Annotated in this window: 25 protein-coding genes; 18 read left to right on the forward strand and 7 right to left on the reverse strand. The window is 61.3% G+C overall.

What is annotated here, in order from left to right; all coding sequences use genetic code 11:
* Window positions 1-64 precede the first annotated feature (64 nt).
* The 16 genes from LOY36_RS17480 (at window position 65) to LOY36_RS17555 (ending at window position 17429) form a co-directional block, all read left to right on the forward strand.
* The gene (locus LOY36_RS17480; RefSeq protein WP_258669289.1) at window positions 65-1108 is read left to right on the forward strand and encodes an NAD-dependent epimerase; all 1044 of its coding nucleotides are present in this window, start codon (window positions 65-67) and stop codon (window positions 1106-1108) included.
* 11 nt (window positions 1109-1119) lie between these two features.
* Entirely contained in the window at window positions 1120-1866 is a 747-nt protein-coding gene (locus LOY36_RS17485) for a sugar transferase (protein ID WP_258669292.1), read from the forward strand.
* Entirely contained in the window at window positions 1867-2511 is a 645-nt protein-coding gene (locus tag LOY36_RS17490; RefSeq protein ID WP_019648520.1) for a CpsD/CapB family tyrosine-protein kinase, read from the forward strand.
* A 23-nt stretch (window positions 2512-2534) separates the two neighbouring features.
* The gene (locus LOY36_RS17495) at window positions 2535-3557 is read left to right on the forward strand and encodes a polysaccharide biosynthesis/export family protein (protein ID WP_019648519.1); all 1023 of its coding nucleotides are present in this window, start codon (window positions 2535-2537) and stop codon (window positions 3555-3557) included.
* A 17-nt stretch (window positions 3558-3574) separates the two neighbouring features.
* Window positions 3575-5170: a Wzz/FepE/Etk N-terminal domain-containing protein gene (locus LOY36_RS17500; RefSeq protein WP_019648518.1), complete on the forward strand. Its 1596-nt coding sequence runs from the start codon at window positions 3575-3577 to the stop codon at window positions 5168-5170.
* 32 nt (window positions 5171-5202) lie between these two features.
* Window positions 5203-6258: a glycosyltransferase family 4 protein gene (locus tag LOY36_RS17505; RefSeq protein ID WP_258674200.1), complete on the forward strand. Its 1056-nt coding sequence runs from the start codon at window positions 5203-5205 to the stop codon at window positions 6256-6258.
* On the forward strand, window positions 6255-7622 hold the full coding sequence (locus tag LOY36_RS17510; RefSeq protein ID WP_258669296.1) for an O-antigen ligase: 1368 nt from the start codon (window positions 6255-6257) through the stop codon (window positions 7620-7622). The genes LOY36_RS17505 and LOY36_RS17510 overlap by 4 nt, the downstream gene beginning before the upstream one ends.
* Entirely contained in the window at window positions 7619-8587 is a 969-nt protein-coding gene (locus tag LOY36_RS17515; protein ID WP_258669299.1) for a glycosyltransferase family 2 protein, read from the forward strand. The genes LOY36_RS17510 and LOY36_RS17515 overlap by 4 nt, the downstream gene beginning before the upstream one ends.
* A complete protein-coding gene (locus LOY36_RS17520; RefSeq protein WP_028941302.1) occupies window positions 8580-9716 on the forward strand; it encodes a glycosyltransferase in 1137 nt (378 codons plus the stop codon). The genes LOY36_RS17515 and LOY36_RS17520 overlap by 8 nt, the downstream gene beginning before the upstream one ends.
* A gap of 12 nt (window positions 9717-9728) precedes the next feature.
* Window positions 9729-10730 carry a polysaccharide deacetylase family protein gene (locus tag LOY36_RS17525; RefSeq protein WP_258669302.1) on the forward strand — a complete coding sequence of 334 codons (1002 nt, stop codon included), beginning with the start codon at window positions 9729-9731 and terminating at the stop codon, window positions 10728-10730.
* Window positions 10727-12031, forward strand: a complete 1305-nt coding sequence (locus LOY36_RS17530; RefSeq protein ID WP_064618743.1) for an oligosaccharide flippase family protein — start codon at window positions 10727-10729, stop codon at window positions 12029-12031. Before LOY36_RS17525 ends, LOY36_RS17530 begins: the two co-directional genes overlap by 4 nt.
* Window positions 12028-13947 (forward strand): hypothetical protein, encoded by a 1920-nt coding sequence (locus tag LOY36_RS17535; RefSeq protein ID WP_258669304.1) that lies wholly within the window; start codon window positions 12028-12030, stop codon window positions 13945-13947. The genes LOY36_RS17530 and LOY36_RS17535 overlap by 4 nt, the downstream gene beginning before the upstream one ends.
* A 31-nt stretch (window positions 13948-13978) precedes the next feature.
* Window positions 13979-15202, forward strand: a complete 1224-nt coding sequence (locus tag LOY36_RS17540) for a GNAT family N-acetyltransferase (protein WP_258669306.1) — start codon at window positions 13979-13981, stop codon at window positions 15200-15202.
* Window positions 15174-15986: a ChbG/HpnK family deacetylase gene (locus LOY36_RS17545; RefSeq protein WP_019648509.1), complete on the forward strand. Its 813-nt coding sequence runs from the start codon at window positions 15174-15176 to the stop codon at window positions 15984-15986. The genes LOY36_RS17540 and LOY36_RS17545 overlap by 29 nt, the downstream gene beginning before the upstream one ends.
* A 57-nt stretch (window positions 15987-16043) precedes the next feature.
* The gene (locus LOY36_RS17550; protein ID WP_258669309.1) at window positions 16044-16733 is read left to right on the forward strand and encodes an N-acetyltransferase; all 690 of its coding nucleotides are present in this window, start codon (window positions 16044-16046) and stop codon (window positions 16731-16733) included.
* 387 nt (window positions 16734-17120) lie between these two features.
* Window positions 17121-17429 (forward strand): addiction module antidote protein, encoded by a 309-nt coding sequence (locus LOY36_RS17555; protein ID WP_019648507.1) that lies wholly within the window; start codon window positions 17121-17123, stop codon window positions 17427-17429.
* A 14-nt stretch (window positions 17430-17443) separates the two neighbouring features.
* On the opposite strand, the gene LOY36_RS17560 is transcribed toward LOY36_RS17555, so the two are convergent.
* On the reverse strand, window positions 17444-18256 hold the full coding sequence (locus LOY36_RS17560; RefSeq protein WP_258669310.1) for a bifunctional 2-polyprenyl-6-hydroxyphenol methylase/3-demethylubiquinol 3-O-methyltransferase UbiG: 813 nt from the start codon (window positions 18254-18256) through the stop codon (window positions 17444-17446).
* A 114-nt stretch (window positions 18257-18370) separates the two neighbouring features.
* A complete protein-coding gene (locus LOY36_RS17565) occupies window positions 18371-19252 on the reverse strand; it encodes a LysR family transcriptional regulator (protein WP_258669313.1) in 882 nt (293 codons plus the stop codon).
* Between the two features lie 160 nt (window positions 19253-19412).
* Between LOY36_RS17565 and LOY36_RS17570 the strand changes: the two genes are divergently transcribed.
* The gene (locus tag LOY36_RS17570; protein ID WP_019648504.1) at window positions 19413-20429 is read left to right on the forward strand and encodes an alpha/beta hydrolase; all 1017 of its coding nucleotides are present in this window, start codon (window positions 19413-19415) and stop codon (window positions 20427-20429) included.
* A 63-nt stretch (window positions 20430-20492) separates the two neighbouring features.
* The gene (locus LOY36_RS17575) at window positions 20493-21920 is read left to right on the forward strand and encodes a mechanosensitive ion channel family protein (RefSeq protein ID WP_258669315.1); all 1428 of its coding nucleotides are present in this window, start codon (window positions 20493-20495) and stop codon (window positions 21918-21920) included.
* 64 nt (window positions 21921-21984) lie between these two features.
* On the opposite strand, the gene ycaC is transcribed toward LOY36_RS17575, so the two are convergent.
* The 5 genes from ycaC to LOY36_RS17600 form a co-directional block, all read right to left on the reverse strand.
* Window positions 21985-22611 carry an isochorismate family cysteine hydrolase YcaC gene (gene ycaC / locus LOY36_RS17580; RefSeq protein WP_028941293.1) on the reverse strand — a complete coding sequence of 209 codons (627 nt, stop codon included), beginning with the start codon at window positions 22609-22611 and terminating at the stop codon, window positions 21985-21987.
* Between the two features lie 67 nt (window positions 22612-22678).
* Entirely contained in the window at window positions 22679-24517 is a 1839-nt protein-coding gene (locus tag LOY36_RS17585; protein WP_258669318.1) for an amidohydrolase, read from the reverse strand.
* Window positions 24518-24562: 45 nt separating this feature from the next.
* Window positions 24563-25189, reverse strand: coding sequence for an antibiotic biosynthesis monooxygenase (locus LOY36_RS17590; RefSeq protein ID WP_018925556.1), 627 nt, complete (start codon window positions 25187-25189; stop codon window positions 24563-24565).
* On the reverse strand, window positions 25182-25598 hold the full coding sequence (locus LOY36_RS17595) for a DoxX family protein (RefSeq protein WP_064618759.1): 417 nt from the start codon (window positions 25596-25598) through the stop codon (window positions 25182-25184). The genes LOY36_RS17590 and LOY36_RS17595 overlap by 8 nt, the downstream gene beginning before the upstream one ends.
* A gap of 246 nt (window positions 25599-25844) precedes the next feature.
* On the reverse strand, window positions 25845-26213 hold the full coding sequence (locus LOY36_RS17600; protein ID WP_258669320.1) for a DUF6124 family protein: 369 nt from the start codon (window positions 26211-26213) through the stop codon (window positions 25845-25847).
* Window positions 26214-26534: the final 321 nt, after the last annotated feature.

Here is a 26534-nt window from a genome sequence, read left to right on the forward strand (position 1 = left end):
TTGGTACGGGCTACGTCGGCCTGATCCAAGCTGCGGCATTGGCTGCTCCCGAGGCGCCACGATCATGAAGATACTCGTCACTGGAGCCGCCGGCTTCATTGGTGCCCATTGTGTGTTGCGGCTGTTGAGCGACGGGCATCAGGTGTGCGGGCTGGACAACTTCAATGACTACTACGACCCGCAACTCAAACATGATCGCGTGGATTGGGTGCGCGAGCAGGTCGGCGATTTCCCCCTCGCAAAAGTCGACCTGGCCGACGCCGAGGCCCTCGACGCACTGTTTGAGTGTGAACAACCGCAAGTGGTGATTCACCTCGCGGCCCAGGCCGGGGTGCGTTACTCCCTGGAAAATCCTCGGGCCTACCTCGACAGCAATCTGAGCGGGTTCCTCAACATTCTCGAAAGCTGCCGTCACCACCCGGTCAGGCACTTGATCTATGCCTCGTCCAGTTCGGTGTACGGCGCCAACCAGCACACGCCTTATACGGTCAAGGACAACGTCGACCATCCGTTGTCGCTGTACGCCGCGACCAAAAAAGCCAACGAGTCGATGGCCCACAGCTACAGCCATCTGTTCGGCATTCCCTGCACCGGTTTGCGTTTTTTCACCGTGTACGGGCCCTGGGGCCGGCCCGACATGTCGCCGATCCAGTTCGCCCGGGCGATCGCCGAAGGGCAGCCGCTGAAACTGTTCAACTACGGCCAGCACCAGCGGGACTTCACCTACATCGACGACATCATCGAGAGCATCGCCCGCCTGATCGAACGCGCCCCCCAGCCGGCACCGGACTGGAACCGCGAGCAACCGGATCCGGCCAGCAGCATGGCGCCATGGCGCATTTACAACATTGGCGGACAGCAGCCGGTAGCGCTCAAGGACTACCTGGCGCTGCTGGAAAAGCACCTCGGGCAAAAGGCCCTCGTCGAGTTGCTGCCCCTGCAACCGGGCGACGTGCTCAACACCTGCGCCGATGCCAGCGATCTGGCACTGGCCACCGGTTTCCAGCCACGGATAGAGCTGGATGAAGGACTCGGACGATTCATCGCCTGGTTCCGTGACTACTACCCACTGCGTAGCGCCCACTCGCCATACATGGCCGGGCTTTAGCGGAGGACTCTATGACTGGACATGAAAAAGGCATGTTGCTCGATCACATGCAGAGTGATAACCGCCTGGATCCCGAGCACCGGATGCGCCTCGACAAGGCGATCCACGTGCAGGGTCACGGCTGGGTGACCGGCCGCAGCGGTGGTCGGTCCTGGACCCTGTCGCGCACCAATCGGGTGCTCGCCTGCCTCGGTGCACTGGTGATTTTGCTGTTGATCTCCCCGGTACTGCTGGGCCTGGCACTGGCGATCAAGTTCAGCAGCCCGGGGCCGGTGATGTTCGTGCAGAAACGCACCGGCTACCGCGGCCGCATGTTCGGCATGTACAAGTTCCGCACCATGGTGGTCAACGCCGAGGAGCTCAAGGAGTCCCTGCGGCATCTGAACAAGCACGGTGCCGACGCCATCGACTTCAAGATCGACAACGACCCGCGGATTACCCCCATCGGCAGCTTCCTGCGGCGCAGCAGCCTCGATGAATTACCCAACCTGATCAATGTGGTGAGCGGCGACATGCGTTTAGTAGGTCCGCGCCCGACCTCGTTCAACGCCCATCGTTACAAGGACAGTCACCTTGCACGCTTGAGCATCTACCCCGGCATGACCGGCCTGTGGCAGATCTCCGGGCGCAGCAATATCGACTTCGACCAGCGCGTTGAGTTGGACCTCACCTACATCGCCGAGCAGAGCCTGTTGCTTGATCTGAAGATTCTGTTGAAAACCCCCTTCATCGTATTCAACGGCCACGGAGCGAGTTAAATGGACGGTTCATCGAATAACAGCCTGACCATCGCCAGCCCGAGCGAGTCCAACCTGACCTCGACCGTGCTCGACCTGGATCTGCGGATCCTTTTTCTGACCGCTGCCAACGCAGGCACGGGCACCACCACCAGTGCCCTGGCGCTGGCCAGCCAACTGGCGTCAATGAGCAACGGCCAAGTGCTGCTGGTGGACGCCAGCCAGTCGACGGGCAACCTCACGCAACAGCTGGGGCTGAGCAAAGAACGCGGCTTTCGCGACCTGCTGTTCAACGACTCTCCGCCGCCGCTGCAGGACTGCCTGGTGACCGTCTCCAGCCTGCCCTTCCACGTCCTGCCGAACGGGCGGCACATCCGCGGTACCGAGCACCTGACCAGCGAACAGCTGATCCCGTTGCTCGAACAGTTGGTCGATCGGTATCGCTTCGTGGTGATCGACGGCGATGCGGTGTATGAGGCCGTCGACACCCTGGTCATCAGCACTTTGGTGGACGGCGTGATCATGGTGGTGCGCGCGGAAGACACCCGCTGGGAAGTGGCCCAGGCCGCGGCCCAACGCCTGACCCAGGCCGGCGCGAAACTGGTGGGCAGCGTCTTCAACCGGCGCAAGTACTACATGCCCAAATGGCTCTACAAAAACCTGTAAGCACCCACCTGAAGGATGAAGTCATGAATGCCAAAGTGCTTGTCCTGCTGTTGCTACCGCTTGCAGGTTGCTCCAGCACCAGTGAAACCCAGAACATGCCGGTGCAGATCCTCACGGCCGAGCCGGCCAACGCCCAGGCCACCGATATGCCCAAGGTCGAACAGACCTTGCGGCCCAAGGACGTGCTGGATGTGATCTTCCACGTCAGCACCAGTGGCTCGGAGGCTTACCGCATTCAGCCCGGTGACCAGGTCGCGCTGAACTTCACCGCGGCCAGCCAGCTCAACGGCACGCAACTGGTGCTGCCCGATGGCACCATCGAACTTCCGGGGGCCAACACCTCGGTGAAAATCGGTGGGATGACCTCGGTCCAGGCCCGGGAGGAAATCCAGCGCGCCTATAACCGCAAAGCCCTGTTCCAGCCCAATCGCAACCAGTTGACCGTGCTGGTCACCAGCCCGCTGAGCAACGAGCAAAACCTCAAGAGCGCCCTGAACCACCCCGCTACCGGCATGAGCCGGGAGATCACCGTGGGCAACGACGGCTATGCGAGTTTTCCGGAAATCGGCTCCGTGCCGCTGCAAGGCATGACCGTCAACCAGCTCGAAACGTTCCTCAATCAACGTTACGCGCAATTGCCGGGGCGGATGACAGTCGACGTCATGCTCAAATCCACATCGGGCAACGAAATCTATGTGCTGGGTGAAGTCGGGCAGCCGGGCTCCTACCCGATTCGCCGCCCGGTCTCGGTGCTCGAAGCGTTGACCCTGGCCCGTGGCACCAGCGTCAAGGCGCGCCTCGATTCGGTGGTGATCATGCGCCGCAACGGCAACCAAGTGCAGGCCGTGCGCTACGACGTGGAGAAAGCCTTGTCCGGTGACGCGTCGCAGATTGCTTACCTGCAACCGGACGACATGCTCTACGTGCCCAAGACCAAACTGGCCAGCGCCGGTGAACTCGCGCGGCAACTGGCGGACGTGGTGTTGTTCCAGGGGGTCGGCTTCAGCTTCGGCTACCGCGTCGACAACAAAGGCAGTAACAACTAACGCTCAGGTGACCGATCATGAACCCAAAGGAAAACTACCTGCATGAGTTCTTCAGGATTTTCTTCGCCAACAAGCGGTTGGTGAAGCGAATCTTCCTGATCTTTGCAGTGATCGCCCTGCTCCTGCCACTGGTGCTCAAACAGAGCTTCGATATCACCGCGCAGGTGCTCGTGCAGTCCAAAAAACTCTCTCAGGGAGACGCCACCACATCCCTGACCCAAGGTGATGCCTCTTTCATTCCGCCGTCACTGGCGGATATGGAAACAGAGAGCAATATCCTGCGCTCGCCGGCCCTGATCCGTCAGACCATCAGCGACCTGCAGGCCAAAGGCGAGTACACGCCCAACCCCGGGGCCTTCAACAAACTGGTGACCGTACCGATCCAGAGTTTCGTGACCAACCCCTTGCGTGAATACGTGATCAACCCGGTGCGCGGCGCGCTCGGGCTTGCAATCGATCCGGTGCGGGACACCACCCTGGATACTTTCACCCAGGAGGCCATCGATAACCTGAAGATCGACACCCTGCCCGGCTCCAACGTGATCTCCATTATCTACAGCTCAAGCGATCCGGCCCAAGGCACCCGGTTTGTCGCAACGATGTTGCAAAACTACCTGGCCAGCCGTCAGGAACTGCAATCGATCGACCTGCCACAGAGCTTCTACGAAACCAAGAAGAAGCAGTATCAGGTGCGGCTCGATGGCCTGGAAGGCACTCGACTGGCGTTGCTCGAAAAGATCGGTGCGTCCGATCCGAAGGAAGAAATCACCTTCCGCCTCAACGCCATCAACACCGAGGAAGAGAACCTGAACCAGTATCAGGATCGCTTGCTGCAAAGCCAGCGCTGGCTCGACTACCTGAAAACCGCGCTGGCGGCGGCCAACAATACCACTCGGCTCAACGACTACACCTTCCCCTTCACCTTCACCACCACGGTGGACAACATTGCCTTCGAAGACCGGGAGATCCGGCAGATCGGTGAGCAACTGACGACTCAAGTCAGCCGCTACATGAACGACCTGGCGGTGTTCCAGCCGGGCAGTGAACCGATGTTGCTGGCCCGCGAGCAAATTACCCGCACCCGCCAGCAGTTCCTGAAAATCGTCAGCAACCGGATTCAGGAACGCACCAGCGACCTGGCCATTGTCACCTCGGTGATCAACCAGAAAACCGCGCGTATCGCCGAGTTCAAAAATCGCATCCACCAGTTGCAAGTGGCTCAGAGCAAGCTGCAGCAGATGGATACCGAGATCAATGCCTTGCACGCGGCGTTCTCCACCTACGCCCAGCGCTTTGCCGAAAGCAGCACCGCTCGCGCGCTGGACAGCGATTTGTCTAACGCCCGGGTGCTCAGCCCGCCGTTCGAACCGAGCGAGGTGGCGTTTCCCAAACCGCTGCTGATCATTCCGTTCGGGATGCTGACCGGTCTGCTGCTGGCGATTGCCTTCGTCTACGTGCGTGAGTTCTTCGATCACAGCTTCAAACATCCAGCGCAAATCACCCATGAACTGGGCTTGCCGGTGCTGTTGGTGATCAACGATCAGGACGTCCTGCCGAACAACCCGCACAAGAACTGGACCGTGCCTAGCCTCATGTATTGGGTGCGCCATTGAACGGGCCGCTCAACGCCAGCGCGCTGCCGATCATGCATTTGATCAGCAGCGGCGGCTTTTATGGCGCTGAGCGGATGTTGCTGGACCATTGCCTGGCGACGCCGGGGCACCACCAGGTGCTGTTTCTGGATGCGCCGCCGGCGCTGATCGACCGGTTCCGCGAGGCCGGGATCGACTGCCGCGCTTTCGCGGGAATTGGGCAATTGCTGGGTCATTTACGTTATCGGCGGGCTGAACATCCGCTGATCAATACGCACAATTTCAAAGGCCTGGTGTTTGGCTGGGTCGGCGCGACATTGTTTGACTTGCCGTTGGTGATTACCCAGCACGGGTTCACCCCGCGCAGTCGCAAGCAACGCTTCTACGGCTGGCTGAGCCTGCAACTGTGCCGCACCGCGTCGGTGAATCGGGTGGTGTGCGTGGCCGAAAGCATCGCGGCGCTGCACCGCAAGGCCAGTGTTCGGAAGGAGAAGCTGCAAGTGATTCCCAATGGTCTGCCAACCGCCAACGGCTTGCTGCCCCACAACGCCAGACACCCGCGCTGGCTGGCGGGCTACGTCGGTCGGCTGACCCATGAAAAAGGCCCGGACCTGTTTCTCGATGCGCTGATTACGCTGTGTCAGCGACATCCGCAACTGGACGCGGTGATGCTCGGCGATGGCCCGGAACGGGAAACCCTGCTGGCGCGAATTGCCGCCGCCGGCTTGCACAACCGCATCACCCTGCCGGGTTACCAGACCGACATGAACCGCTGGTGGCCGCAACTCGATGCGCTGGTGATCAGCTCGCGCACCGAGGGCACGCCGATGATTTTGCTCGAAGCAATGCAGGCCGGAGTGCCAGTGGTGGCATTCAGCGTCGGCGGAATTCCCGATGTGCTGGAGGATCGGCACAACGGTCTGCTGGCGCCCCCCACCGACAGCGTCGCCCTCGCCCGGCAGCTCGACACGCTGCTGAGTGAGCCGGCACTGGCTGGCGAACTGATCGACAACGCAAGACGTACGCAACAGGACCGTTACGACCTGAAGGCCTTGGCCGAACGCTGGTCGCAGCTTTATATCCGTACTGCACGGGAGGCACGCGCGTGATCTTTCCGCTCTCGATCGTCAGTCTGCTCGCCCTGGTCTGCCTCGGTTTGCTGGCCAGCCCTTACCCCTATCTGGCGCCCGGCGCGGTACTGGGCATGGTCGCTGTCGGTGTGCTCTACCGAAAACCCGCCTGGGGGTTATTGGGCATCGCGGCGCTGGTGCCGTTCGAAGGTTTCTTCAAGGGCAACGCGCTGTCGGGCACCAAATTCATCGGTGCGTCACTGGCCCTGGTCCTGATGTTGCAACTGGCCATTCACCAGATTCCGTCCGAGCGCCTGCGCAGCAACATCTGGCGCTACCTGATCGGATTCATGGTGTTGTACGGGTTGAGTATGATCAATACCGACAGCATGGACATGTCCCAAAGTCATCTACGGGATTTGAGCGTCGGCCTGGTGCTGTTTGTGATCACCTTGCTGATTGGCCGTGACTTGAACCTCGATCTGTTCGCCCGGCTGGTGACTCTCAGCGTCGCCGCAACCTCTGTGCTGGCCATGTTCTCCACCAAGTATCAGGACCAGGGCCGTGCTGCCGGGCTGTTGGAAGACGCGAACTCGTTTGCCCTGCTGATCGCCTTCGCCGTGCCGCTGGCCCTGCTGCTGGTGATCCGCGGCCCGAACCTGTTGCACCGATTGTTCTGGGGCGGCTGCTGCATTTTACTGTTGGGCGGCATGACCAAAACCGATTCCCGCTCCGGGCTGGTGGTCCTGTTCCTGAGCTTGATGATCGGCGCCTGGCACTACCGCGCGCAGTTGCCACGCATCCGGCCGCGCCACTTGGGTTTTGCCATGCTCAGCATTGCGCTCGTGATCCCGGTGGGGATTTATTCGATGCCGGCCGGTTACCTCAAGCGCATCCAGTCCTTGAGCGTCTTGAAAGAAGGCGCCAAAAGCCAGGACGAATCCCTCGGCCGCCGCACGTCATACCTTGTGGTCGGCAGCCAGATCATTCGTGAACACCCGTTACTCGGCTCCGGCCCCGGCACCTTCCCGCTGCACTACGCCACCTCCGGGTACGCCAAGGTGTTTTCCGCCAACCGCAAACCCGGCGACTTGTACCGCCGTGCTCACAACACCTACATGGAAATCTTCAGTGAACTGGGGATTCCCGCCGGGCTGTTGTTCGTCGGCATGCTCGGCCTTGGGATGTATAACCTGGTCCGCGCCCGTCAAGCCTGGATGCTGCGACGGGATTGGGAACAGGCTGACCTGATCACCCACCTGGGGATCAGTTATCTGTCGTTGACACTGTTTTTGATGTTCCTCAGCGCACCGAATCACAAGTACCTGTGGATCATGCTCGCCCTGACCTGGGTGTTGCGCCTCAAGGCTGAGGAACGTCCGCCGACGGAGGCCAGGGCATGAACCGCATCAGCATTGCCATCCCGATGTACAACGAGGCCAGACACATCGGCCGCACCTTGCTTGCCGCGAAAAAAGCCGCGCAGGCTGCCGGGATGGAATGCGAGCTGATTGTGGTCGATAACGGCTCCAACGATCAGGGCCCGCACATCGCTCGCCAGCTCGGGGCGCAGGTGCTGGTGCTGCCCGGGCTGCTGATCGGCGCCCTGCGCAATCGCGGGGCGGCGATGGCGACAGGCGAATGGCTGGGCTTCATCGATGCCGACATCGAGATGCCCGAGGACTGGCTCACGCTGTTGTTGAGCATCCAACACGCGGTTCAGGTCGACGTCCTGGGACTGGACCTGCACACCCCGGCCGAAGCCCCGTGGTATGCCAACGCCTGGCAACGCCGCACGTTGCGCCCGAACGATGAAACGGTGAAAGCAGTGCGATGGCTGCCCAGTTCCAACCTGTTGATGCGTCGTCCATGGTTCGACAAGGTCGGCGGCTTCAACGAAAACCTGCGCACCGGCGAAGACAAAGATTTCACCATGCGCCTTTCCCACTCTGGCGCACGCCTGCTGTCCGTCAACCAGAGCGTTGCCCTGCATTGGGGTTACGAGAGCAGTTGGCGCGAATGGCTGGGCAAGGAGTTCTGGCGTCAGGGCAGTCACCTGCAATTACTGCGCAGCCACGGCATGAATCTGCGTTTACTGCGTTTCCCGATGCTGTCGATCATCGCCTGGGTGTTGGATTTCATGGCGCTATCCGCCCTGCTCAACGGTTCCCCCCTACTGGCGCTATTCATGCTGTTCGTCACCAGCCTGCCAGCGCTCGCCCAAAGTCTGCGCCAGAGCCTGATACACCGCGACCTGCGCCTGATGCTGCAACTCTGGGGCCTGCATTGGGTGCGTCTGCACCTGGCGGGTGCCGCGCTCATCCTGAGCCTTTGTCGCTGGAATGCCAGGAGACCCGCCCGTGGCTGAATTCATTTTCTGGTGGTGCCTGTTATTGCCGGTGTACGCCTGGTTCGGCTACCCGCTGCTGCTGACGCTGCTCGCGCCGCTATTTCCCGCGCGCCGTCATGGGCCGGCACAGCCGATGAACGTGAGCATCGTCATCGCCGCGCACAACGAGGCCCAGTACATCGAAGAGAAGTTGCGCATCCTGCTCGCCCAGGATTATCAGGCGCGCTCGCTACAGATCATTCTGGCCAGCGACGGCTCCACCGACGACACCGTGGCCTGCGCCCGCAAGGTCATCGACCCGCGCATCAGCGTGCTCGACCTGCCCCGTCAGGGCAAGGCAGCCACCTTGAATGCCGCCGTTGCCCTAAGCACGGGCGAGATTCTGGTGTTCACCGATGCCGACAACCAATGGTCGACAGACACCCTCGGCCAATTGCTCGCGCCCCTGGCCGATCCACAGGTCGGGGCCTGCGCCGGGCACATGTTGATCCCGGTGGCGGGCCAGGGCCTGAGCCTGGGCGACAGCCTTTATCGGCACTACGAAGGCTGGCTGCGCATGGTGGAAAATCGTACCGGCTGCATGGTCTCCGCCGACGGCGCCCTGCTCGCCCTGCGTCGCGAGTTGTTCCAGAACGTGCCGTCGGAGGTCAACGATGATTTCTTTATCAGTACCTGCGCGCCGGTGGCGCACAAACGCATTGTCTATGTGCCCACAGCCCGGGTGATCGACCAGGGCGTCGATGAGATCGACAAACAATGGCGCCGTCGTCTGCGCGTCACCGTCGGCGGTTTGCAGAGCCTGGCCCAGCGTCGGGAGCTGTTGAATCCCTGGCGCCATGGCTTGTATGCGATTGCGCTGATCAGCCACAAACTGATTCGACGCCTGGCACCGATCCTGTTGCTGCCGTTGTTGCTGAGCAACTTCTGGTTGTGGAACGTCCATGGCTTCTATCGCCTGAGCCTGATCGCGCAACTGCTCGGTTATGCGGTGGCCATCGCCGGCCTGCTGGATGTGCAACACCGTTTGCCCAAACCCTTTCGCCTCGCCGGCTTCTTCCTGGTGACCCTTGCCGGGATGAGTATCGGTCTGTGGCAGTTCCTGCGTGGACAGCGGTACGCGCAGTGGAACCCCGAGCAAAATCGTTGACAGGACCGCGTCATGGCGATCAGACAATTATTAAAACGCACCAGTGGCTGGCTCTATCTCAACTCGCCGGTAGGCCGCCACCAACTGCACGGTGCCGGGGTGATCCTGATGCTGCACCGGGTGCTGCCCAATGACCGCGCCGCCGACCTGCCTCATCGAAATGAACTGTGCGTGGGGCCGAAGGCCTTTGCCCATCTGCTGCTCTGGTTGAAAAAACACTTCGACTGCGTGCCGCTGATGGAAATTCTGCAACCCGGCACCGCCATGTCGGAGCGCCCCAAAGTCGCACTGACCTTCGACGATGGCTGGCGCGACAACGCGCTGAATGCCTTTCCGTTGTTGAAAAGGTATCAGATGCCGGCGAGTATTTTTCTCTCCACCGATTTCATCGGCAGCCGGCAACGCTTCTGGTGGGAAAGCCTGGGGGAAACCCTGTGGCACAGCCACGGTGAAAAAGCCCGGACGCACTTGATTGAATGCCTGCGACAGATCGGGCGACCGTTACCGGTGCTGCTCGATGATCTGGATGTGCAGCGCCGTAGCCTGGCGCTTTTGCATTTTCTGCAAAGCCTGAAAAACCTGCCGCCGGGCGAACTGAACCGGCTCACCAATCAATGCCCTGAAGAGTCGTTGCCCCAGGCCCTGGACTGGCATCAAGTGCGCGCGCTGGAAGCCAGCGGGTTGATCCGCTTTGGCCCTCACGGCGCCAGCCACACGATCCTCACCGAGCTTGACGATCAACACCTGGATGAAGAATTGAGCCGCAGCCGCAATGCACTGTTGAACGGCTGCAACCGGCCGCTGCCGGTCTATTGCTACCCCAATGGCGACCACGATGCGCGGGTGCGCGAGCATGTGGCCGACCACGACTTTGCGTTTGCCCTGGGCACCGCCAGCGGGATTTACCGTGGCGTCGACGATCCATTGGCCTTACCACGGATCGGCATCAGCCAGCGCACGGCACGCAACCCGGAGTTGCTGTCGTGGCGCATCTACCGCGGAGCCCGGCCATGAGTCGCAGCCACTACCTCAAACACCTGGCCCTGAGCATGGGCACCAAACTGGCGATGATCGGCCTGCGCCTGCTGCGTAACGTGTTGCTGGCGCGGATTCTGGGGCCCAGCGAGCGCGGCCTGTTTGCGCTGCTCAGTACCCTGCCCGATTTGATCAGCGCCGCCACCAGCGGCGGGCTGAATTCGGCGGTGGGTTATCAGGCGGCCAAGCAACGGCCCATGGGTTTGCTGCTGAGTCAGGTGCTGGTATTCGGTTGCCTGCTGGCGGGTTTGCTGACGTTGCTGGTGGTGGCGCTGACCCGCGAGTTCGGCAGCGAACTCGATATCACCACACAACTGGGATTGCTCGCCTGGCTGTTGCTGCTGGCGGTGCCGTTGACCGTGCTCAAGAGCGGCCTGCTGACCTTGCACAACGCGTCGGGCGGTGTGGTGGCGTTCAATGCCTTGCGGCTGGTGGAATCGCTGGCGCCACTGCTGCTGTTTATCGCCTTGTTCTGGATGTGGAAAGACGCCGCACTGGAAGCGGCGCTGATCAGTTGGCTGGCCGGCATCAGCCTGGTGGTGCTGGCCGGCTGGGTCTGGCTCAACCGTGCGCAACCCTTGACGTTGCAATGGGACCGCGCCAGCCAGAAAGAACTGTTGCGCTACAGCGCTCGTAGCCATCCCGATTTGTTGTTCCAGCAAGTCATTCTGCGCTCCGATTACCTGTTCATCGGTGCCTTGCTCGGCAGTACGGCATTGGGTCATTACGCCATGGCCAGCGCTGCCGCCGAGTTGCTGCTGATCGTCCCGGAAGCGGTGACCACACCCCTGATGAAACGCCTGCTGCAACAGGACGAAGGCATGGAGCGCCTGACGCCGTTGGCCTTGCGCCTGACCGCCACGGTGATGCTCGGTGCCTGCCTGACCATGGCCGTGATCGGGCAATGGCTGATCGTCACCCTGTTCGGCATTGCCTATCAACCGGCCTACCCAGCCTTGCTGGCGCTGCTGCCGGGGCTGCTCGGTCTTTGCTACGCGAGCATCCTGCGCCTGGACTTGCTGGGCAAGAATCGCCCCGGCACGGTTTCGCTGCTGGTGGGCCTCGGCGCGCTGCTGAACCTGGCCCTGAACCTGTTGCTGATCCCGCTGTATGGCATCGTCGGTGCCGCGGCGGCATCGTCCATCGCCTACCTGGCGGTGACCGTCGCGCTGCTGGTGATGTACTGCCGGTTGAGCGGCGTCCCCTTCTGGCAAACCCTGATCATCCTGCCCAGTGATGTGGCACCGATGCTTCAGATACTGCAACGGAAATCAGCATGAAACCCCTGGTGCTGCTGTTGAGCCTGGGCCTTGGTTTGAGCGCTCAGGCGGCGCCCATGCGCTGGACCGACATTCGCGACGGCAGCCTGTACCTGCAAGCGGATCGCCCCGACACGTTGACCATCCAGTGGGTCCCGGCGTGGCAGGCCGATGCCAACGAAGAACACCTGTACCTGCTCGACGGCAACGGCAACCTGAAGGGCGATCGCCTGATCGCCGCCAATGAAACACGCGGCAAGCAGAGCTGGCCGCTGGCGCCGGGTGCCGCCAGCTATCGACTGGAAATTCCGGGCTACAGCTTCCGCCGCTACACCGTCGAACACGACGAACGCACCGTGGCATTGTTCGCCCCGGCCAAGGTGCATTTCAGCGCCGAAACCCGTGGCGGCGATGAGCTGTATTTCAAAGTCGCACCGGGGGAACACGCGGTGCTGGCCGGCAAATTTCACGGTGGCGTCAGCACTCTGCTGGCCCAACGTGTGGGTGATAACAAACAAGTGTCGCTGATGCTCAAGCCCTATCGCGCCTATTGGCAATTCGATCAGCTCGAACTGCCCGTCACCCAGGACGAACAAGTCTGGCGCCTGCGCCTGCAAGGCAGCGGCAAGGTCGCGTTCTGGCTCGATGGCACGGCAAACCTGTTCGCCCAGAACCCGCAGCAACTCAAGCCGCTGCGCGAGGACGCTGGCCAGGCCCGGCTGACCCTGCATAAAGAGACGCTCGGCCCGACCCCGAACCTGGGCATTTATTTGCCCTACGTGCTGCCGCCGCAATCCAGTTTCGCGGCGCTCGACGCCCTCAAGCCTCAGGCGGGCTCCTATTACAGTTTCGTCGACGTCACGGCGCAAAATCCGCACCACGAAGATGCGTTCCGCCAGCTCTATCAGAACCGCTTCGGCATCACACAGGACATCACGCTGTTGGCCGGCAGCCAGCGTCAGGCCGATCTGCGCGCCGACACCACGAGCAACGCCGGCCTCGACGCCTGGCTCACCGCCACCCGCGCCCTCGGTGGCGGCGGCACTCACTACATCGCGTTCGCCGACGAGCCGAACCTCAACTACTCGAGCTACGCCAACTACCAGGCGATCTTCAACAGCATGGCCAAGCAAGTGCGCAATGACCCGGCCAACGCCAAGGCCGGCATACGTATTGCCATGCCCGCCAGTTCGCGCTTCGTCAACGGCCCGTTCACCGACGATGCCGCCGACAAGCGCGGTATCGACTGGGCGCGGCGCCTGCTGGCCGAGTCCGGCGAGCAGATCGACGCCCTCGCCTGGCATGAATGGATGGTTCGCGACCTGCTGGCGACCCGGGTCTACCGCGACAGCGTGCGCCGCGCTGCCGAACTGGTGGGCCTCGATGCCAAGGGCCGGCCACGCAAGGCCTTGCTGCTGGACCAGACCAACCTGTCCAGCGGCTCAAGCCTGAGCCCCTACGATCAGGAAACCCATTTCGCTTCGCTGTGGTGGGCCTCGGTGGTCATCAACTCGGCGCAGGACGGCTTGCTGGACATGCTCAACTGGTTCCAGGCCGCCGACGAACCGAACTACCCCAAAGGCATGGTGCGGGTGCTGGCCGGCGATCGTTTCGAGCTCAAACCGGTGGGATTGGCTCAACAATTCATCCGGCAGCACTGGCTGAAAAACGTCATGCGCCTGGACAACGACGCCTTCGAAGTCGACGTGCTGGCGATGGCCACCGAACACCAACGCAGCCTGTTGGGCGTCAATAAGGGCGCGCGCTTGCAGCGTGTCGATCTAGCCGGGGCGACCTGCCCGCTGACCAAGGGAGCGCTGGTGTATTTCGGTGCCGACAGCCGCAGTCGCGAAGGCAAATTCAACTGTCAGGACGGTCGCGTCAGCTTCGACCTGCCAGGGCAAACCCTGTTCGCCCTGAGCTGGAGCGCCTCATGAACGTCCATGAGTTATGCGGCGGTCTGAATCTATGATGGCTCGATTCGAATGGCGCACGTCGTTGTGCGCTCCGGACTTTCCAACAGCCGCTTATGAGGGGTTGCGCTGGCGCATGACGGACCACACGCCGTTCAACACCCTCGCCTGGCTGCGCGCATCGGAACAGGCACTGGTTGCCGGGGAGCGCTTGCACGTTCTGCTCGGCTGGCACGGCGATGAATTGGCCTTGTGCCTGCCGTTGGTGGTGTCCGTGGAGCGCTTTGGCGGGTTACCGTTTCGAGTCCTGCATCACCTCGGCTATCCCCTCACCGATCGCTTGGCCCTGCTCAGTTGCCTCGATGCCGAGAGCATGCGCAAGGCGCTGGTGATCATCCGCCGTCGCGTGCCCCACGCGATGCTGCAACTCAATGAATTGTCCGAACCCATCGGCGAGGAAAGTGCGCTGACCACCTGGATGACCCACAGCTCGACTGGCGAACGCCGCCTCAGTTGTCGGGTGCCGGTGCACCTGATCAGCGACGCCGACCACCAGGAGGTATCCGGCGACCCGCGCTACAAACTGCGCCGTGCGCGTAAACGCATCGCGGCCTGCGGTGCCGAGGTCCGGCGGATAACCCCCGACGCCGCCACCATCAGGCCACTGTTGCGGACCCTCGGCAAAGTCGAAGCACTGAGCTGGAAAGGCCTTCAAGGCGTGGGAATTTTCACCAATGACCGCTACCGGCAATGGATCGAGCAAGCGTTCACCGCCCTCGCCGAACTGGGACTGGTGCGAGTGGTGGTGCTGGAACTGGACGGGCGCTGCATCAGCTACCGTATCGGCTTGCTGGAACAGGGCCGGTTGTACGATTACAACCTGGCGTTCTTGCCGCAATACGCCGGCCTGGGCAGCGGTCGCGTGCTGCTCGAAGAGTGGATCCGCTGGGGGCTGGACGACAACTGGCACTGGGTCGACGCCTCGCGGATCAGCCTGGAAAACTCCAGCCATCAACTCCTGGAACGCATGACCGGGCAACTGGAGCACTGGCGCTGGAGTTTCTACTCCTGGCGCCCCAGCGGCCTCACCCTGGGGTTGGCGCTGCGACTCTGGCACCGCATCAAACCCTGGTTAAAAAAATGGCAAGCCAGGCGTGCAGCGGCGCTGGTTACTCCTACGCTTACACCTATACAGGCTCCTATTGTCGCGAAAGACGCTGCACCCACCGAACAAGAAAGAGAGGGCAGCCATGCCTCGCCAAGTCATAGTCAACGCTGACGATTTCGGCCTCAGCCCGAGCGAAAACGCGGTGATACTGGGGGCCTTCCACGCCGGGGTCATCAGTTCCGCGACCGCCATGGCCAACATGCCGGCCTTCGAAGCGGCCTGCGTCCTGGCCCGGCAGCCATTGCTCAAGGGGCGGATCGGGCTGCACTTCAACCTCACGTATGGCCGGCCGTTGAGTCTGTCGATTCTCACACGTTCGACGTTCTGCGACAGCCAGGGTGAGTTCGACCTCAGCCTGCCCCGCCACAGCCTCTGGCTCAACCGCCTGGATCGCGACGCAGTGCTGGAGGAACTCGAAGCCCAATGGCAACGCTGCCTGGACAACGGCCTGCACCCCAGCCACCTCGATTCCCATCAGCATGTGCACAACATCTGGCCCATCGGAGAAATCGTCGCGCGGTTTGCCGCCCGCCAAGGGGTGCCCGTGCGACTGGCACGCGATCTGGGCAGTAATTTGAGTGTGCCCAAGCGAGTGTTCAAGACGTTGCTCAACCATCGCTTGAACAGCCTGTCCGGAGCGACCGCCCAGAACGTCTGCACCCCGGTCGACCTGCGCACCGTGGCAATGCCAATCGACGGCCTGCTGGAAATCGTCGTCCATCCGATCCATATCGGCGCCGACTTTGGCGATGCCTATCTGGACCCGGGCGAGTCGCTGAGCCTTGTGCTGGAACAGCGTCTTGCGGGTGTTCCAAGGGTGTCCTATGCCGTTGTGCCGAGGGCGTCCAAAGAGGAGCCGCACTACCCGACCGAACTGCACCCGTTGAAATCCTGATTTTTCGCCATCGAAAACGTTACCCACCACACCCGGGCTTCGGCCTCGGAGGACTTCATGAGCGCCATCGACAAGATTCGCGAACGCATCAAACAAAAAGGCCTGCTCCACACGCTCCAGTCGCTCTGGAAGCGCTATGTGTACTTCCATCGAGAGTTGCTGTGGCTGGGACGTGATCTGGTGACCCCGGTGGCGCCGCAAAATCTACGGCCCTATTCGGGCTTGCGCCTGGTGAACATCACCCCGGAAAACGCCACCGCGTTCACCAAGTATTACGGTAACCGCGTCAAGGCCATGGCCGAAATCGCCGCCGAGGGTCACACCGGACACATGTACGTGAACGAGGAAGGTGATGCCATAGGATTCATCTGGGGCAGCGCCAGGGACTACTTCGACCGGCACTATTACGGCTGCTGGTTCCGGATCAACCCCGGTGAGTTTTTCGAGTTCGGCGGTGAAATGATCCCGCTCTACTTTGGCACCAGCCTGTCGATGGACGCCCAGTTCAAGCTCTGGGACGCGATGCGGGCCAAAGGCTGCAACAAGATCGTCGACGTCTGCGACACCCGCAACATCCAGGCGATGAAAATGCACATCCGCATGGACTACCAGGAGCAAGGGCGCATCACCCACGTCTACGACCTGTTCGGTCGCTGGCGCTTCTTCCGCGAAACCTACTACAGCGGCTCGCGGCTGACGGCACTGCGCAAACCGGAACAGCAGCCGGTGACGGCGGCGCAGGCGTGATTGGCTTCCGCTCCCACATTTGGCCGCATCTCCCTGTGGGAGCGGGCTTGCCCTAATGCCAGTCAGTTAAACAATTTCAGCCGCGACGCACTCCTTGTAGCAGCTGGCGAAGCCTGCGTTCGGCTGCGCAGCAGTCGTAAAACCAGAGATTGTGGTGCATCAGGCTGACCGCGTTAGTCCGACTCACGACTGCTGAGCAGCCGAACGCAGGCTTCGCCAGCTGCTACAGATTGCATTACGGCTTAACTGACTGACATTAGAGCTTTCCCGCGATGGGGTCAGTTGCCTACACAGTTCAGGGAAAAATACACCCATCACAAAAGAACCAACTGACTCCTCATGCCTGCGCTAACAGATACATTCGCACAGGAATGAGGAGCCAGAAGCATGAATCAAAAATTAACAAACTTCGACATGGCGGCACTGCTCGACAATGACGAAGCCATCAGCGAATACCTCTCTCAGGTATTGGCAGACGGCGACAACGAAGAGTTTCTTCGTGCTATCGGCTACGTGGTAAAGGCCCGCGGCATGACACAAATTGCCAAAGATTCCGGAATGGGGCGCGAAAGCCTGTACAAGGCCTTCGCACCCGGGGCGAAACCACGTTTTGATACGGTTCTAAAGGTCATTCATGCCTTGGGCATTGATCTCTGCGCGCAACCAGGGCACGCGGCAAATCACTCAACGCTCTGAAAATACCCCTGGCACTACGTCGCTCGCTTCACCGCCACCAACGTGTAACACAACGGCAACTGCGCCTTTTGCTGCTGATACTTGTCGTAGAGTTCTTCGCGATTGGAATGCGGGTACTCCTTGAAATGGCAGATCTGCAACCCCGCTTCGACGGCACCGGTGAAGATGGCGCCCAGGGTGTGGACGAACCAGTAGGACGCCGAGGCCTGCTGTTCGACTTTGCCTTCGTAGACGATCGGTTGGTCCTGGACGAAAGGCTCACTGCGAAAATACGAGCTGTCCGGGCGATAGGGATCGGCTGACTCGGGGTCGAACATTTCCAGGAACGGGTGGGTTTCGTAAACCACCAGGCTGCCGCCGGGCTTGAGGGTTTGCGCGACATGGCGCATGAACTCGCCGATGTCCGGCATCCAGTTCAATACGCCGATGGTGATCAGCGCCACGTCGAAGCGTTGGTGCAGCTCTGTCGGCAGGTGATGGATATCAGCCTCGATGAATTCGGGCTGATGAGGCGAACGGGATGCCAGCTCCCGGGCCTGATCGAGAAAGGCCCCGGACTGGTCGACGCCCACTACGCTGCGGGCCCCCAGCGCAAACAGTGAAAGGCTTTCCCGGCCATTGTTGCAGCCCAGTTGCACCACATCCTTGCCGTCGACACCGACCTGTTGGAGCAACCCGGTGAGGGTGTCATCCAGGCAGGAAAAATCGCCATGGCCCACGGCACTCAAACGGGTCTGCCACTCGGGGGTGTCCTTGTGGTGTTGGGCGGAGTCATTCCATGCATCGCGATTGCTGGCGATGGCTTTTTCTTTTGTCGGCATTTCCATTGCACGCTCCAGATTCCGGGCCTTTGATTGACCGGCACGAGTCTAGATCAGCGTCAGGAAAATCCACATCAGGGGTTTGTTGCGATCTTGTAATCAACGATGGCGTGCACCCTCCTATTGGTTCAACCGCTCACGCAAGAACTCGATCAACACCTGCACCGGCCGCGAGGCCTGACGGTGCTGCGGGTAGACCGCCGACAAAGTCAGCGGCTCGGGGCGGAAATCATCCAGTACCGGCACCAGCCGGCCGTCTTCCAGGGCCGAATCGACGATGAAGGTCGGCAAGTACGTGATGCCCATGCCGGCGATGGCCGCGTCCTTGAGCAGTTCACCGTTGTTGACCCGCATCCGCCCGGTGACATTGACGGTCAGCGGTTTGCCCCGCCCTTCGAACCGCCATTGCACCTGGCGACCGTGGCCGTAGGGCAGGCAATCGTGGCTGTGCAAATCCTCGGGTTTGAGCGGCGTGCCACGTTCGGCCAGATACGCCGGGCTAGCGCAGTACACCCGCTCGATGACGGCGATGCGACGGGCGATCAGCGTCGAGTCTTCCAGCACGCCGATGCGCAAGGCCAAATCGTATCCCTCGCCGAGCAAGTCCACCGGCCGATCGCTCAGGTCAACCTCCACGGTGACATCGCGATAACGTTGCAAAAATACCGGCAGCAAACAGCCCAAATGCGCCACGGCAAACGACAACGGTGCACTCAGGCGAATGGTCCCGCGAGGCTCGATGGTCTGGCCGGCGATGCCCTGCTCCACTTGCTCGACTTCACTGAGCAGGCGCAGGGCCGATTCGTAATAACTCTGCCCCAGCGGGGTGACGTCCAGCCGCCGGGTTGAGCGGTTGAGCAGGCGCACGCCGAGGCGCTCTTCGAGTTGCATCAGCCGGCGGCTGACGAACTGCTTGGACAGGCCCAACTGATCGGCCGCCGCGGTGAAGCTGCCGGAGTCCATGACCTGGCAAAAAATACGCATGTCTTCGAACGGGTTCATTGTCACTCTCTGGTTGACAGTTAATCGCTTTATAGCCGCTTTTTCACTTTCCGGCATCTCATTAATCTGTGTTCACGGTGTTGCTGAGGCCTGAACCCCAGCGCCACAGCAGCCCGATCCCAAGGCATAAAAACTCAAACGATTTAAAAAGGATTTGCACATGAACATCAAGAAAACCCTCGCCACTTCCGTTCTCGCCCTGTCCATCGGCAACGCATTCGCCGCCGGCAGCCCCGGTGTCGAACACAACACCCAGGCCTTCCTCGATGCCCTCGCCGCCGGCGGTGGCAAACCGCTGGAACAACTGAGCCCGAAAGACGCCCGCGCGGTGCTGACCGGTGCCCAGGCTTCGGTGAAGGTTGATCTGTCGGGTGTTGAAGTCAGCGACAAGGCGATCAAGGTCGACGGCCAGACCATCAACCTGAAAGTGGTGCGTCCGGCCAAGGTCAAGGGCGAGTTGCCGGTGTTCATGTTCTTCCACGGTGGCGGCTGGGTATTGGGCGACTTCCCGACTCACCAGCGCCTGATCCGTGACCTGGTAGTGGGCTCCGGCGCAGTCGCGGTATACGTCGACTACACGCCGTCGCCGGAAGCGCAATATCCGACCGCCATCAACCAGGCCTACACCGCGACCAAATGGGTAGCCGAGCATGGCAAAGAGATCGGTGTCGATGGCAAGCGACTGGCGGTGGCCGGCAACAGCGTCGGCGGCAACATGGCGGCGGTCGTGGCGCTGATGGCCAAGGAACAGAAAACCCCTGCCCTGCGCTTCCAGCTGTTGATGTGGCCGGTGACCAACGCGCAGTTCGACGACGGTTCGTACCAGCAATTCGCCGAGGGGCACTTCCTCACCAAAGGGATGATGCAGTGGTTCTGGGACAACTACACCACCAACCCGGCCGAGCGTGCGCAGATTCATGCCTCGCCGCTCAACGCCAGCGCCGAACAACTCAAGGGCCTGCCTGCGGCACTGGTGCAGACCGCCGAATTCGACGTGCTGCGTGACGAAGGCGAAGGCTACGCCCGCCACCTCGATGCGGCCGGTGTGCCGGTGACCTCGGTGCGCTACAACGGGATGATTCATGACTTTGGCCTGCTCAATCCGCTGAACCGGATTCCGGAAGTCAAAGCGGCGGTACGTCAGGCTGCGGCTGAGCTCAAGACGCATCTGAACTAAGCCCAACCTCTCGCCACACCTCAGGGTGTGGCGAGTTTTTTTGTGCCCGCTGGAGTGCAATCCATGAGCCTTTTCTCTGCCCACCTGTTGCCTTGGAGCGCCCTGCTGCTGGTGCTCGACGCCCTGCTCTGGCACCTCGTCCCGTTCAAGCATCGCGCGCCAAAGGTCGGTGTGCGGCTGGTGCTGTTTCTGGCGTTCAGCGCGCTGATTATCAACGCTGGCGTCAGCCCGTTGCAGACACCGTTGGTTGCCGATGACCAGGTGGCGCAACTCGGTGCAACGGCGCTGGGGATTATCTGGTGGTTGTACGCCGCACGAGTGCTCACCGAGGTGTTCGGTCTGGTGCTGATGCGTCGCATAGGTCACAGCGGCCGTTTGCTGCAGGACGTGATCGGTGCGCTGGTGTTTCTGGCCTCTATCGTCGCGGCCGCCGGTTATGTGCTCGATCTGCCGGTCAAGGGTCTGCTGGCGACTTCCGGCGTGTTCGCCATCGTGGTCGGTCTGGCGTTGCAGAGTACGTTGGCTGACGTGTTCTCCGGCATTGTGCTCAACACCACCAAACCCTATCAGGTGGACGACTTTGTGGTGATCGATGGCGTCGAAGGCAAAGTGCTGGACATTAACTGGCGCGCCACGCACCTGTTGAGCAGCGCCGGCACGATGGCCGTGGTGCCGAACTCGGTGGCGGCCAAGGCCAAGATCGTCAACCTCAGCCGCCCGAACAACCTGCACGGGGTGTCGATCAGCATCAAGGTGGCGAACCACATCCGCCCACGCCGGGTGCTCGACGCCCTCGACCGCACGCTGCAAGGCAGCAGCAGTCTGTTGCTCTCGCCCGCGCCAAAAGCGGTGCTCAAAGAGGCTGGCGAAGAGATGTCCGAATACGTGGCCAGCGGGTTCATCGCCGAGCTGGGCAAAAAGAGCGACGTGCGCAATCAACTGTTCGACCTCGCCCATCGCCATCTGGAAGCGGCCGGCATCTCGCGGCACCCCGACGGCGTGATCGAACCCTCGACCCGCGCCCGCGCACTGCTCGATGAAGTGAAGATTTTCCGCTCGCTGAGCCATGAGGAACGCGACCGCCTCGCCGAATCGATGGTCGCGCAACAATACGCCGCCGGCGAGGTGGTGCTGGATCTGGCTGAAGTGCCGGACAGCCTGTTCGTGATCGCCACCGGCGTCGTCAGCGCCAGCGTGCCGGACGGCAATGGTTTCACCGAGGCCGGTCGCATGGGGCCGAGCGAAGTCATGGGCGAACAGAGCATCCTGGCCGATACACCGTCGCAGGCGACGTTCACCGCGCTGACATCTTCGATCATCTACCGTCTCGACAAGAACCTGACCCGCCAGTGCATGGAACAGCGCAGCGAAGTGGGCCGGGCGTTGAACAAGTTGCAGGCAGTGCGGCAGCAGAACAGTCGGCAGGCGTTGATGGCCAAACCGGTGCCGATCAGGAAAGGTGGGTTTCTGGGATGGTTGCAGAAGCGCTGATGCAGCGGACATTCGAGCAGCACAAAAAAATGCCCGCACATCGCGGGCATTTTTCTTCAACACCTTACTTGGCGGTGAACTTGGTGTAGCTGTTGATCAGGTTGCGGTAGTTCGGCAGACGCTGGGACAACAGGTTGGCCAGGCCTTCCATGTCGTTGCGCCAGTCGCCTTGCAGCTCGCAGGCCACGGCGAACCAGTTCAGCAGGTGTGCACCCGCCGCCGACATCCGCGCCCACGCCGCTTGTTGCACGGTGGTGTTGAAGGTACCGGAAGAGTCGGTTACCACGAATACTTCAAAGCCTTCGGCAATGGCCGACAGGGTCGGGAACGCTACGCACACGTCAGTCACCACACCCGCGATGATCAGTTGCTTGCGACCGGTGGCCTTGATGGCTTTGACGAAGTCTTCGTTGTCCCAGGCGTTGATCTGGCCTGGACGCTGAATGAACGGCGCGTCCGGGAATTGCTCGCGCAGTTCAGGCACGATCGGGCCGTTCGGGCCTGCGTCGAAACTGGTGGTGAGGATGGTCGGCAGGTTGAAGAACTTGGCGATGTCGCCCAGGGCCAGCACGTTGTTCTTGAATTCGTTGGGCGAGAAATCCTGCACCAGAGAGATCAGGCCGGTCTGGTGATCGACCAGCAGCACAACGGCGTCATCTTTGTTCAGACGTTTGTAAGGAACGTTGCTCATGTGAAACTCCTCGGAGGGTGGTGAGTGAAGCGTCGACCACACATGGTCGACGCTTTTGTTGCAAGACTCAGAACGCGAAGCAGGAACAGCCGAAGGCGCCCCAGAAACCGGCGAAGTCACTCACCGGCACGTTCGACATACGGGCCTTCTCATGGCTGTGGGTATGCACGGCGCACGGGCCGCTGCACTGGTGCACCTGCGCCTGCATTGGCGCGTTCGGCCGCCAGTGTCCCGGAACCTTCGCCACCGGCGACCAATCCGGCAGCACCGGCAGGCTGACAGGCCCGAGTTTTTCGAAGTCGCCGGCGGCGTACACCACCTTGCCGCCGACCACGGTCAATACCGACTCGATCCACTTGATCGCTTCTTCCTCGACGCTGAAGAAGTCCGCGCTCAGTGCTACCAGGTCCGCCAGTTGCCCGACCTTGATCTGGCCTTTCTTGCCTTGTTCCGACGAGAACCAGGCGCTGCCATGAGTGAACAGTTCCAGTGCAGTGGTGCGCGGCAAACCTTCCTCGTACAGCGCCAGACCACCGACGGTACGGCCGCTGACCATCCAGTACAGCGAGGTCCATGGATTGTAGCTGGACACTCGCGTGGCATCGGTGCCGGCGCCGACCGGTACACCCTCGGCCAGCATGCGCTTGATCGGTGGCGTAGCTTCGGCGGCCTGCTTGCCGTAGCGGTCGACAAAATATTCACCCTGGAACGCCATGCGGTCCTGGATCGCAATGCCACCGCCCAGCGCCCTTACCCGCTCGATGTTCTGTGGGGTGATGGTTTCAGCGTGGTCGAAGAACCATGGCAGGCCGTTGAACGGAATGTCGCGGTTGACCTTCTCGAACACGTCGAGCATGCGGCTGATGGATTCGTTGTAAGTAGCGTGCAAACGGAACGGCCAGCGCTGTTCCACCAGATGGCGGACCACCGGTTCCAGCTCCTGCTCCATGGTCTGCGGCAGGTCCGGACGCGGTTCGAGGAAGTCCTCGAAATCCGCCGCCGAGAACACCAGCATCTCGCCGGCGCCGTTGTGCCGCAGGAAGTCGTCGCCTTGGTGCAACTTGACGCTGCCAGTCCAGTTCTGGAAATCGGTCAGCTCTTCTTTCGGCTTCTGGGTGAACAGGTTGTAGGCGATACGCACGGTCAGTTGGTCATCTTTCGCCAACTGCTCGATCACCTGGTAATCGTCCGGGTAATTCTGGAAACCACCGCCGGCATCGATCGCGCTGGTCAGGCCGAGGCGGTTGAGCTCACGCATGAACTGGCGGGTCGAGTTGACCTGATATTCCAGCGGCAGCTTCGGCCCCTTGGCGAGGGTCGAGTACAGGATCATCGCGTTCGGCCTTGCGACCAGCATGCCGGTCGGATTGCCATTGGCATCACGCACGATTTCGCCACCCGGCGGGTTCGGCGTATCGCGGGTGTAACCGGCAACCCGCAATGCAGCGCGGTTGAGCAAGGCGCGGTCGTACAAATGCAGCACGAACACCGGGGTGTCTGGCGCCGCCTGGTTGAGCTCTTCCAGGGTCGGCATGCGCTTCTCGGCAAACTGGAATTCGTTCCAGCCACCGACTACCCGTACCCATTGCGGCGTCGGTGTGCGGTCGGCTTGCTCCTTGAGCATGCGCAACGCATCAGCCAGGGACGGCACGCCTTCCCAGCGCAGTTCGAGGTTGTAGTTCAAACCGCCACGGATCAGGTGCAGGTGCGAGTCGTTGAGGCCAGGGATGACACAGCGGCCCTTGAGGTCGATCACCTGGGTGCCCGAGCCGCGCAGGGCCATGGCTTCGGCGTCGGTGCCGACCGCGACGAAGCGGCCGCCCTTGATCGCTACGGCGCTGGCGAGGGGCTTTTCGCGGTCTACGGTATGAAATTGACCATTGAACAGAATCAGATCGGCGTTCATCGCAGTTCCTTCGTCATCAGTGAAATGAAGCAAAAAAGCGCCGGCTCAGCGCGGCGAATTTGCGTTGGATTCGAGGTGCTCCCGCGGCTGACTGGCCGTCAGCCACGGCGCAAACAAGCGAGTCGCAGCCGGCATGCACACGTACACCACCGACACCACGATGGTCAGGGTGATCAGGAACGTGGCGACCAGGTAGTTGGAGAGAAAAGCGTTGAGTTTGAGCAGTGGCCCCCAGAGCAGCGGCACCAGCAAGGTGTGCGGCAGAATTACCAGCAACGACACCACGGCCTGCTTCCAGCGCGGTGGCGGCGAAGCAGCATCGGCCAGCGGCGCAAACCAGAATTCGTTGACCGGGTTGACCTCGGTCTGGTCGCCGTCGGCCAGCATCGGCGCGGCTTCATCGATCAACGACTGACGTTGCGGCGAATCGAGCCAGTGCTGCATGGCCTCGGTGGAGCAAAAGCGCAGCACGCAGGTGAACATGTCCAGGCCAGCGTTCTTGCCGCGGATCACGTCCACGCCCAGATGCCCTTCCGTGCGCCCCGCTACGCTGACGATGTTGCGCAGCCAGGCTTCATAGGCTGCTTCGAAACCGGCCTTGACCCGGTGCTTGACGATCAGCGTCACGATCTCATCGGACCCCGGCGCTTTTTGAGTTTGGGCTTCAGACATAACGGAGCACTCCGGGCAAACGAACATTGAGCGCCAGCCGTCCAGGCCCGGCGATAAACACAGAGGTGAAGATGATCAACAACAGCCAGCCGAATTGCCCTTCGGCCACACTCCATTGCGGGTGCACGACCAGCAGCGCCACCAGCAGCACAAACAGAATAGGCAAGCACGCCAGACGCGCCAGAACACCAGCGACAATCAGCAGCGGGCACAGCACTTCGGCGAAAATCGCCAGGCTGAGGGTAAGGTGGGCACCGAGGTGGAACGGGTCTTCGATCAGTTGCAGCTGCGCACTGAAGTCCAGCAGCTTGGGCAAGCCGTGAACCCACAGCAGAAACAGACCACCGCTGACCCGCAGAAACAGCAGCCCGACATCCCGCGCCTGTTCATCCCGTTGCGAAGCGTTCATGACTCACCCCTGTTCAATCATTGGATTGAATAGTGCCGCCAAGGGGTAGGGAAAAATTGAATGTACGTGCTCTCTTTGTACCGCGGGAATTGTGGCGAGGGAGCTTGCTCCCGCTGGGCTGCGAAGCGGCCCCAAAACCATTCGACCCAATTGCATCAGGTAGACCGCATGTACAGGGTTTACGACTGCTGCGCAGCCGAGCGGGAGCAAGCTCCCTCGCCACAGGGGTCAGCGTTTGACCTCAGGTCATAGGGCCGGGTTGGCCTTCAGCTCCAGACTGTCCAGCGCCCGATTCACCGCCAACTCGCCGAACATGATGAGCTGCGCGACGCCCAGTATCGTATTGCGCTGCGGCCCCTCCAGAAACCCGGCACAGTCACTGGCGATCACCTTGGCCGAGGCAAAGGACTCGCAGGCATTGGTCAGTAGCTCTTCGATGTTGATGTTGGGAGCGACGGTGTAAATCGTGCTCGGTTTGCGCGGGGGCTTGGGATCGGACGGCTTGAGGTAGTGATCGAGGGCGCGTTCGGCGGCTTCGTGGAGTTTTTTGGGATCGAGGGGATCGTAGGGGGAAACGTCGTCGGTTTCTGGCGGGTTAGGTGTGGCTTTGAACATGGAGAATCTCCGTTATACCTGATGGAACCACCAGTACCTGTCGCTAAACAAGTAAGGGTGGCGGCTGTACGCAGGTTAGCGAACCGAGAGGTATAAGACCCGGCAGACCCGAGGGTCTCCCGCGCACAGCCACCATATCGAAACTGCAGACATGGAATGCCTGCAATATGACGGAGCGCTGTTGCGCTTATACCTGTTCAGGTCGCTAAACCCGATCGCTGATTGGCAGCGATACGGAAACGATAAAGACCAGGCCCAAAGCGCACAAGCCGGCGGATTCTGGCGCAGTCGTAGGCAACGGCGCAAGGATCTGTAGCTTTC

The sequence above is a fragment of the Pseudomonas sp. B21-019 genome, assembly GCF_024749225.1.
Lineage (GTDB): Bacteria > Pseudomonadota > Gammaproteobacteria > Pseudomonadales > Pseudomonadaceae > Aquipseudomonas.

Bases quoted from the DNA above. Each gene is read 5' to 3' on its own strand.
- LOY36_RS17480 (WP_258669289.1), top strand. From the start codon at position 65: ATGAAGATACTCGTCACTGGAGCCGCCGGCTTCATTGGTGCCCATTGT.
- LOY36_RS17485 (WP_258669292.1), top strand. From the start codon at position 1,120: ATGACTGGACATGAAAAAGGCATGTTGCTCGATCACATGCAGAGTGAT.
- LOY36_RS17490 (WP_019648520.1), top strand. From the start codon at position 1,867: ATGGACGGTTCATCGAATAACAGCCTGACCATCGCCAGCCCGAGCGAG.
- LOY36_RS17495 (WP_019648519.1), top strand. From the start codon at position 2,535: ATGAATGCCAAAGTGCTTGTCCTGCTGTTGCTACCGCTTGCAGGTTGC.
- LOY36_RS17500 (WP_019648518.1), top strand. From the start codon at position 3,575: ATGAACCCAAAGGAAAACTACCTGCATGAGTTCTTCAGGATTTTCTTC.
- LOY36_RS17505 (WP_258674200.1), top strand. From the start codon at position 5,203: ATGCATTTGATCAGCAGCGGCGGCTTTTATGGCGCTGAGCGGATGTTG.
- LOY36_RS17515 (WP_258669299.1), top strand. From the start codon at position 7,619: ATGAACCGCATCAGCATTGCCATCCCGATGTACAACGAGGCCAGACAC.
- LOY36_RS17525 (WP_258669302.1), top strand. From the start codon at position 9,729: ATGGCGATCAGACAATTATTAAAACGCACCAGTGGCTGGCTCTATCTC.
- LOY36_RS17530 (WP_064618743.1), top strand. From the start codon at position 10,727: ATGAGTCGCAGCCACTACCTCAAACACCTGGCCCTGAGCATGGGCACC.
- LOY36_RS17535 (WP_258669304.1), top strand. From the start codon at position 12,028: ATGAAACCCCTGGTGCTGCTGTTGAGCCTGGGCCTTGGTTTGAGCGCT.
- LOY36_RS17540 (WP_258669306.1), top strand. From the start codon at position 13,979: ATGATGGCTCGATTCGAATGGCGCACGTCGTTGTGCGCTCCGGACTTT.
- LOY36_RS17545 (WP_019648509.1), top strand. From the start codon at position 15,174: ATGCCTCGCCAAGTCATAGTCAACGCTGACGATTTCGGCCTCAGCCCG.
- LOY36_RS17550 (WP_258669309.1), top strand. From the start codon at position 16,044: ATGAGCGCCATCGACAAGATTCGCGAACGCATCAAACAAAAAGGCCTG.
- LOY36_RS17555 (WP_019648507.1), top strand. From the start codon at position 17,121: ATGAATCAAAAATTAACAAACTTCGACATGGCGGCACTGCTCGACAAT.
- LOY36_RS17560 (WP_258669310.1), bottom strand. From the start codon at position 18,256: ATGGAAATGCCGACAAAAGAAAAAGCCATCGCCAGCAATCGCGATGCA.
- LOY36_RS17565 (WP_258669313.1), bottom strand. From the start codon at position 19,252: ATGAACCCGTTCGAAGACATGCGTATTTTTTGCCAGGTCATGGACTCC.
- LOY36_RS17570 (WP_019648504.1), top strand. From the start codon at position 19,413: ATGAACATCAAGAAAACCCTCGCCACTTCCGTTCTCGCCCTGTCCATC.
- LOY36_RS17575 (WP_258669315.1), top strand. From the start codon at position 20,493: ATGAGCCTTTTCTCTGCCCACCTGTTGCCTTGGAGCGCCCTGCTGCTG.
- ycaC (WP_028941293.1), bottom strand. From the start codon at position 22,611: ATGAGCAACGTTCCTTACAAACGTCTGAACAAAGATGACGCCGTTGTG.
- LOY36_RS17585 (WP_258669318.1), bottom strand. From the start codon at position 24,517: ATGAACGCCGATCTGATTCTGTTCAATGGTCAATTTCATACCGTAGAC.
- LOY36_RS17590 (WP_018925556.1), bottom strand. From the start codon at position 25,189: ATGTCTGAAGCCCAAACTCAAAAAGCGCCGGGGTCCGATGAGATCGTG.
- LOY36_RS17595 (WP_064618759.1), bottom strand. From the start codon at position 25,598: ATGAACGCTTCGCAACGGGATGAACAGGCGCGGGATGTCGGGCTGCTG.
- LOY36_RS17600 (WP_258669320.1), bottom strand. From the start codon at position 26,213: ATGTTCAAAGCCACACCTAACCCGCCAGAAACCGACGACGTTTCCCCC.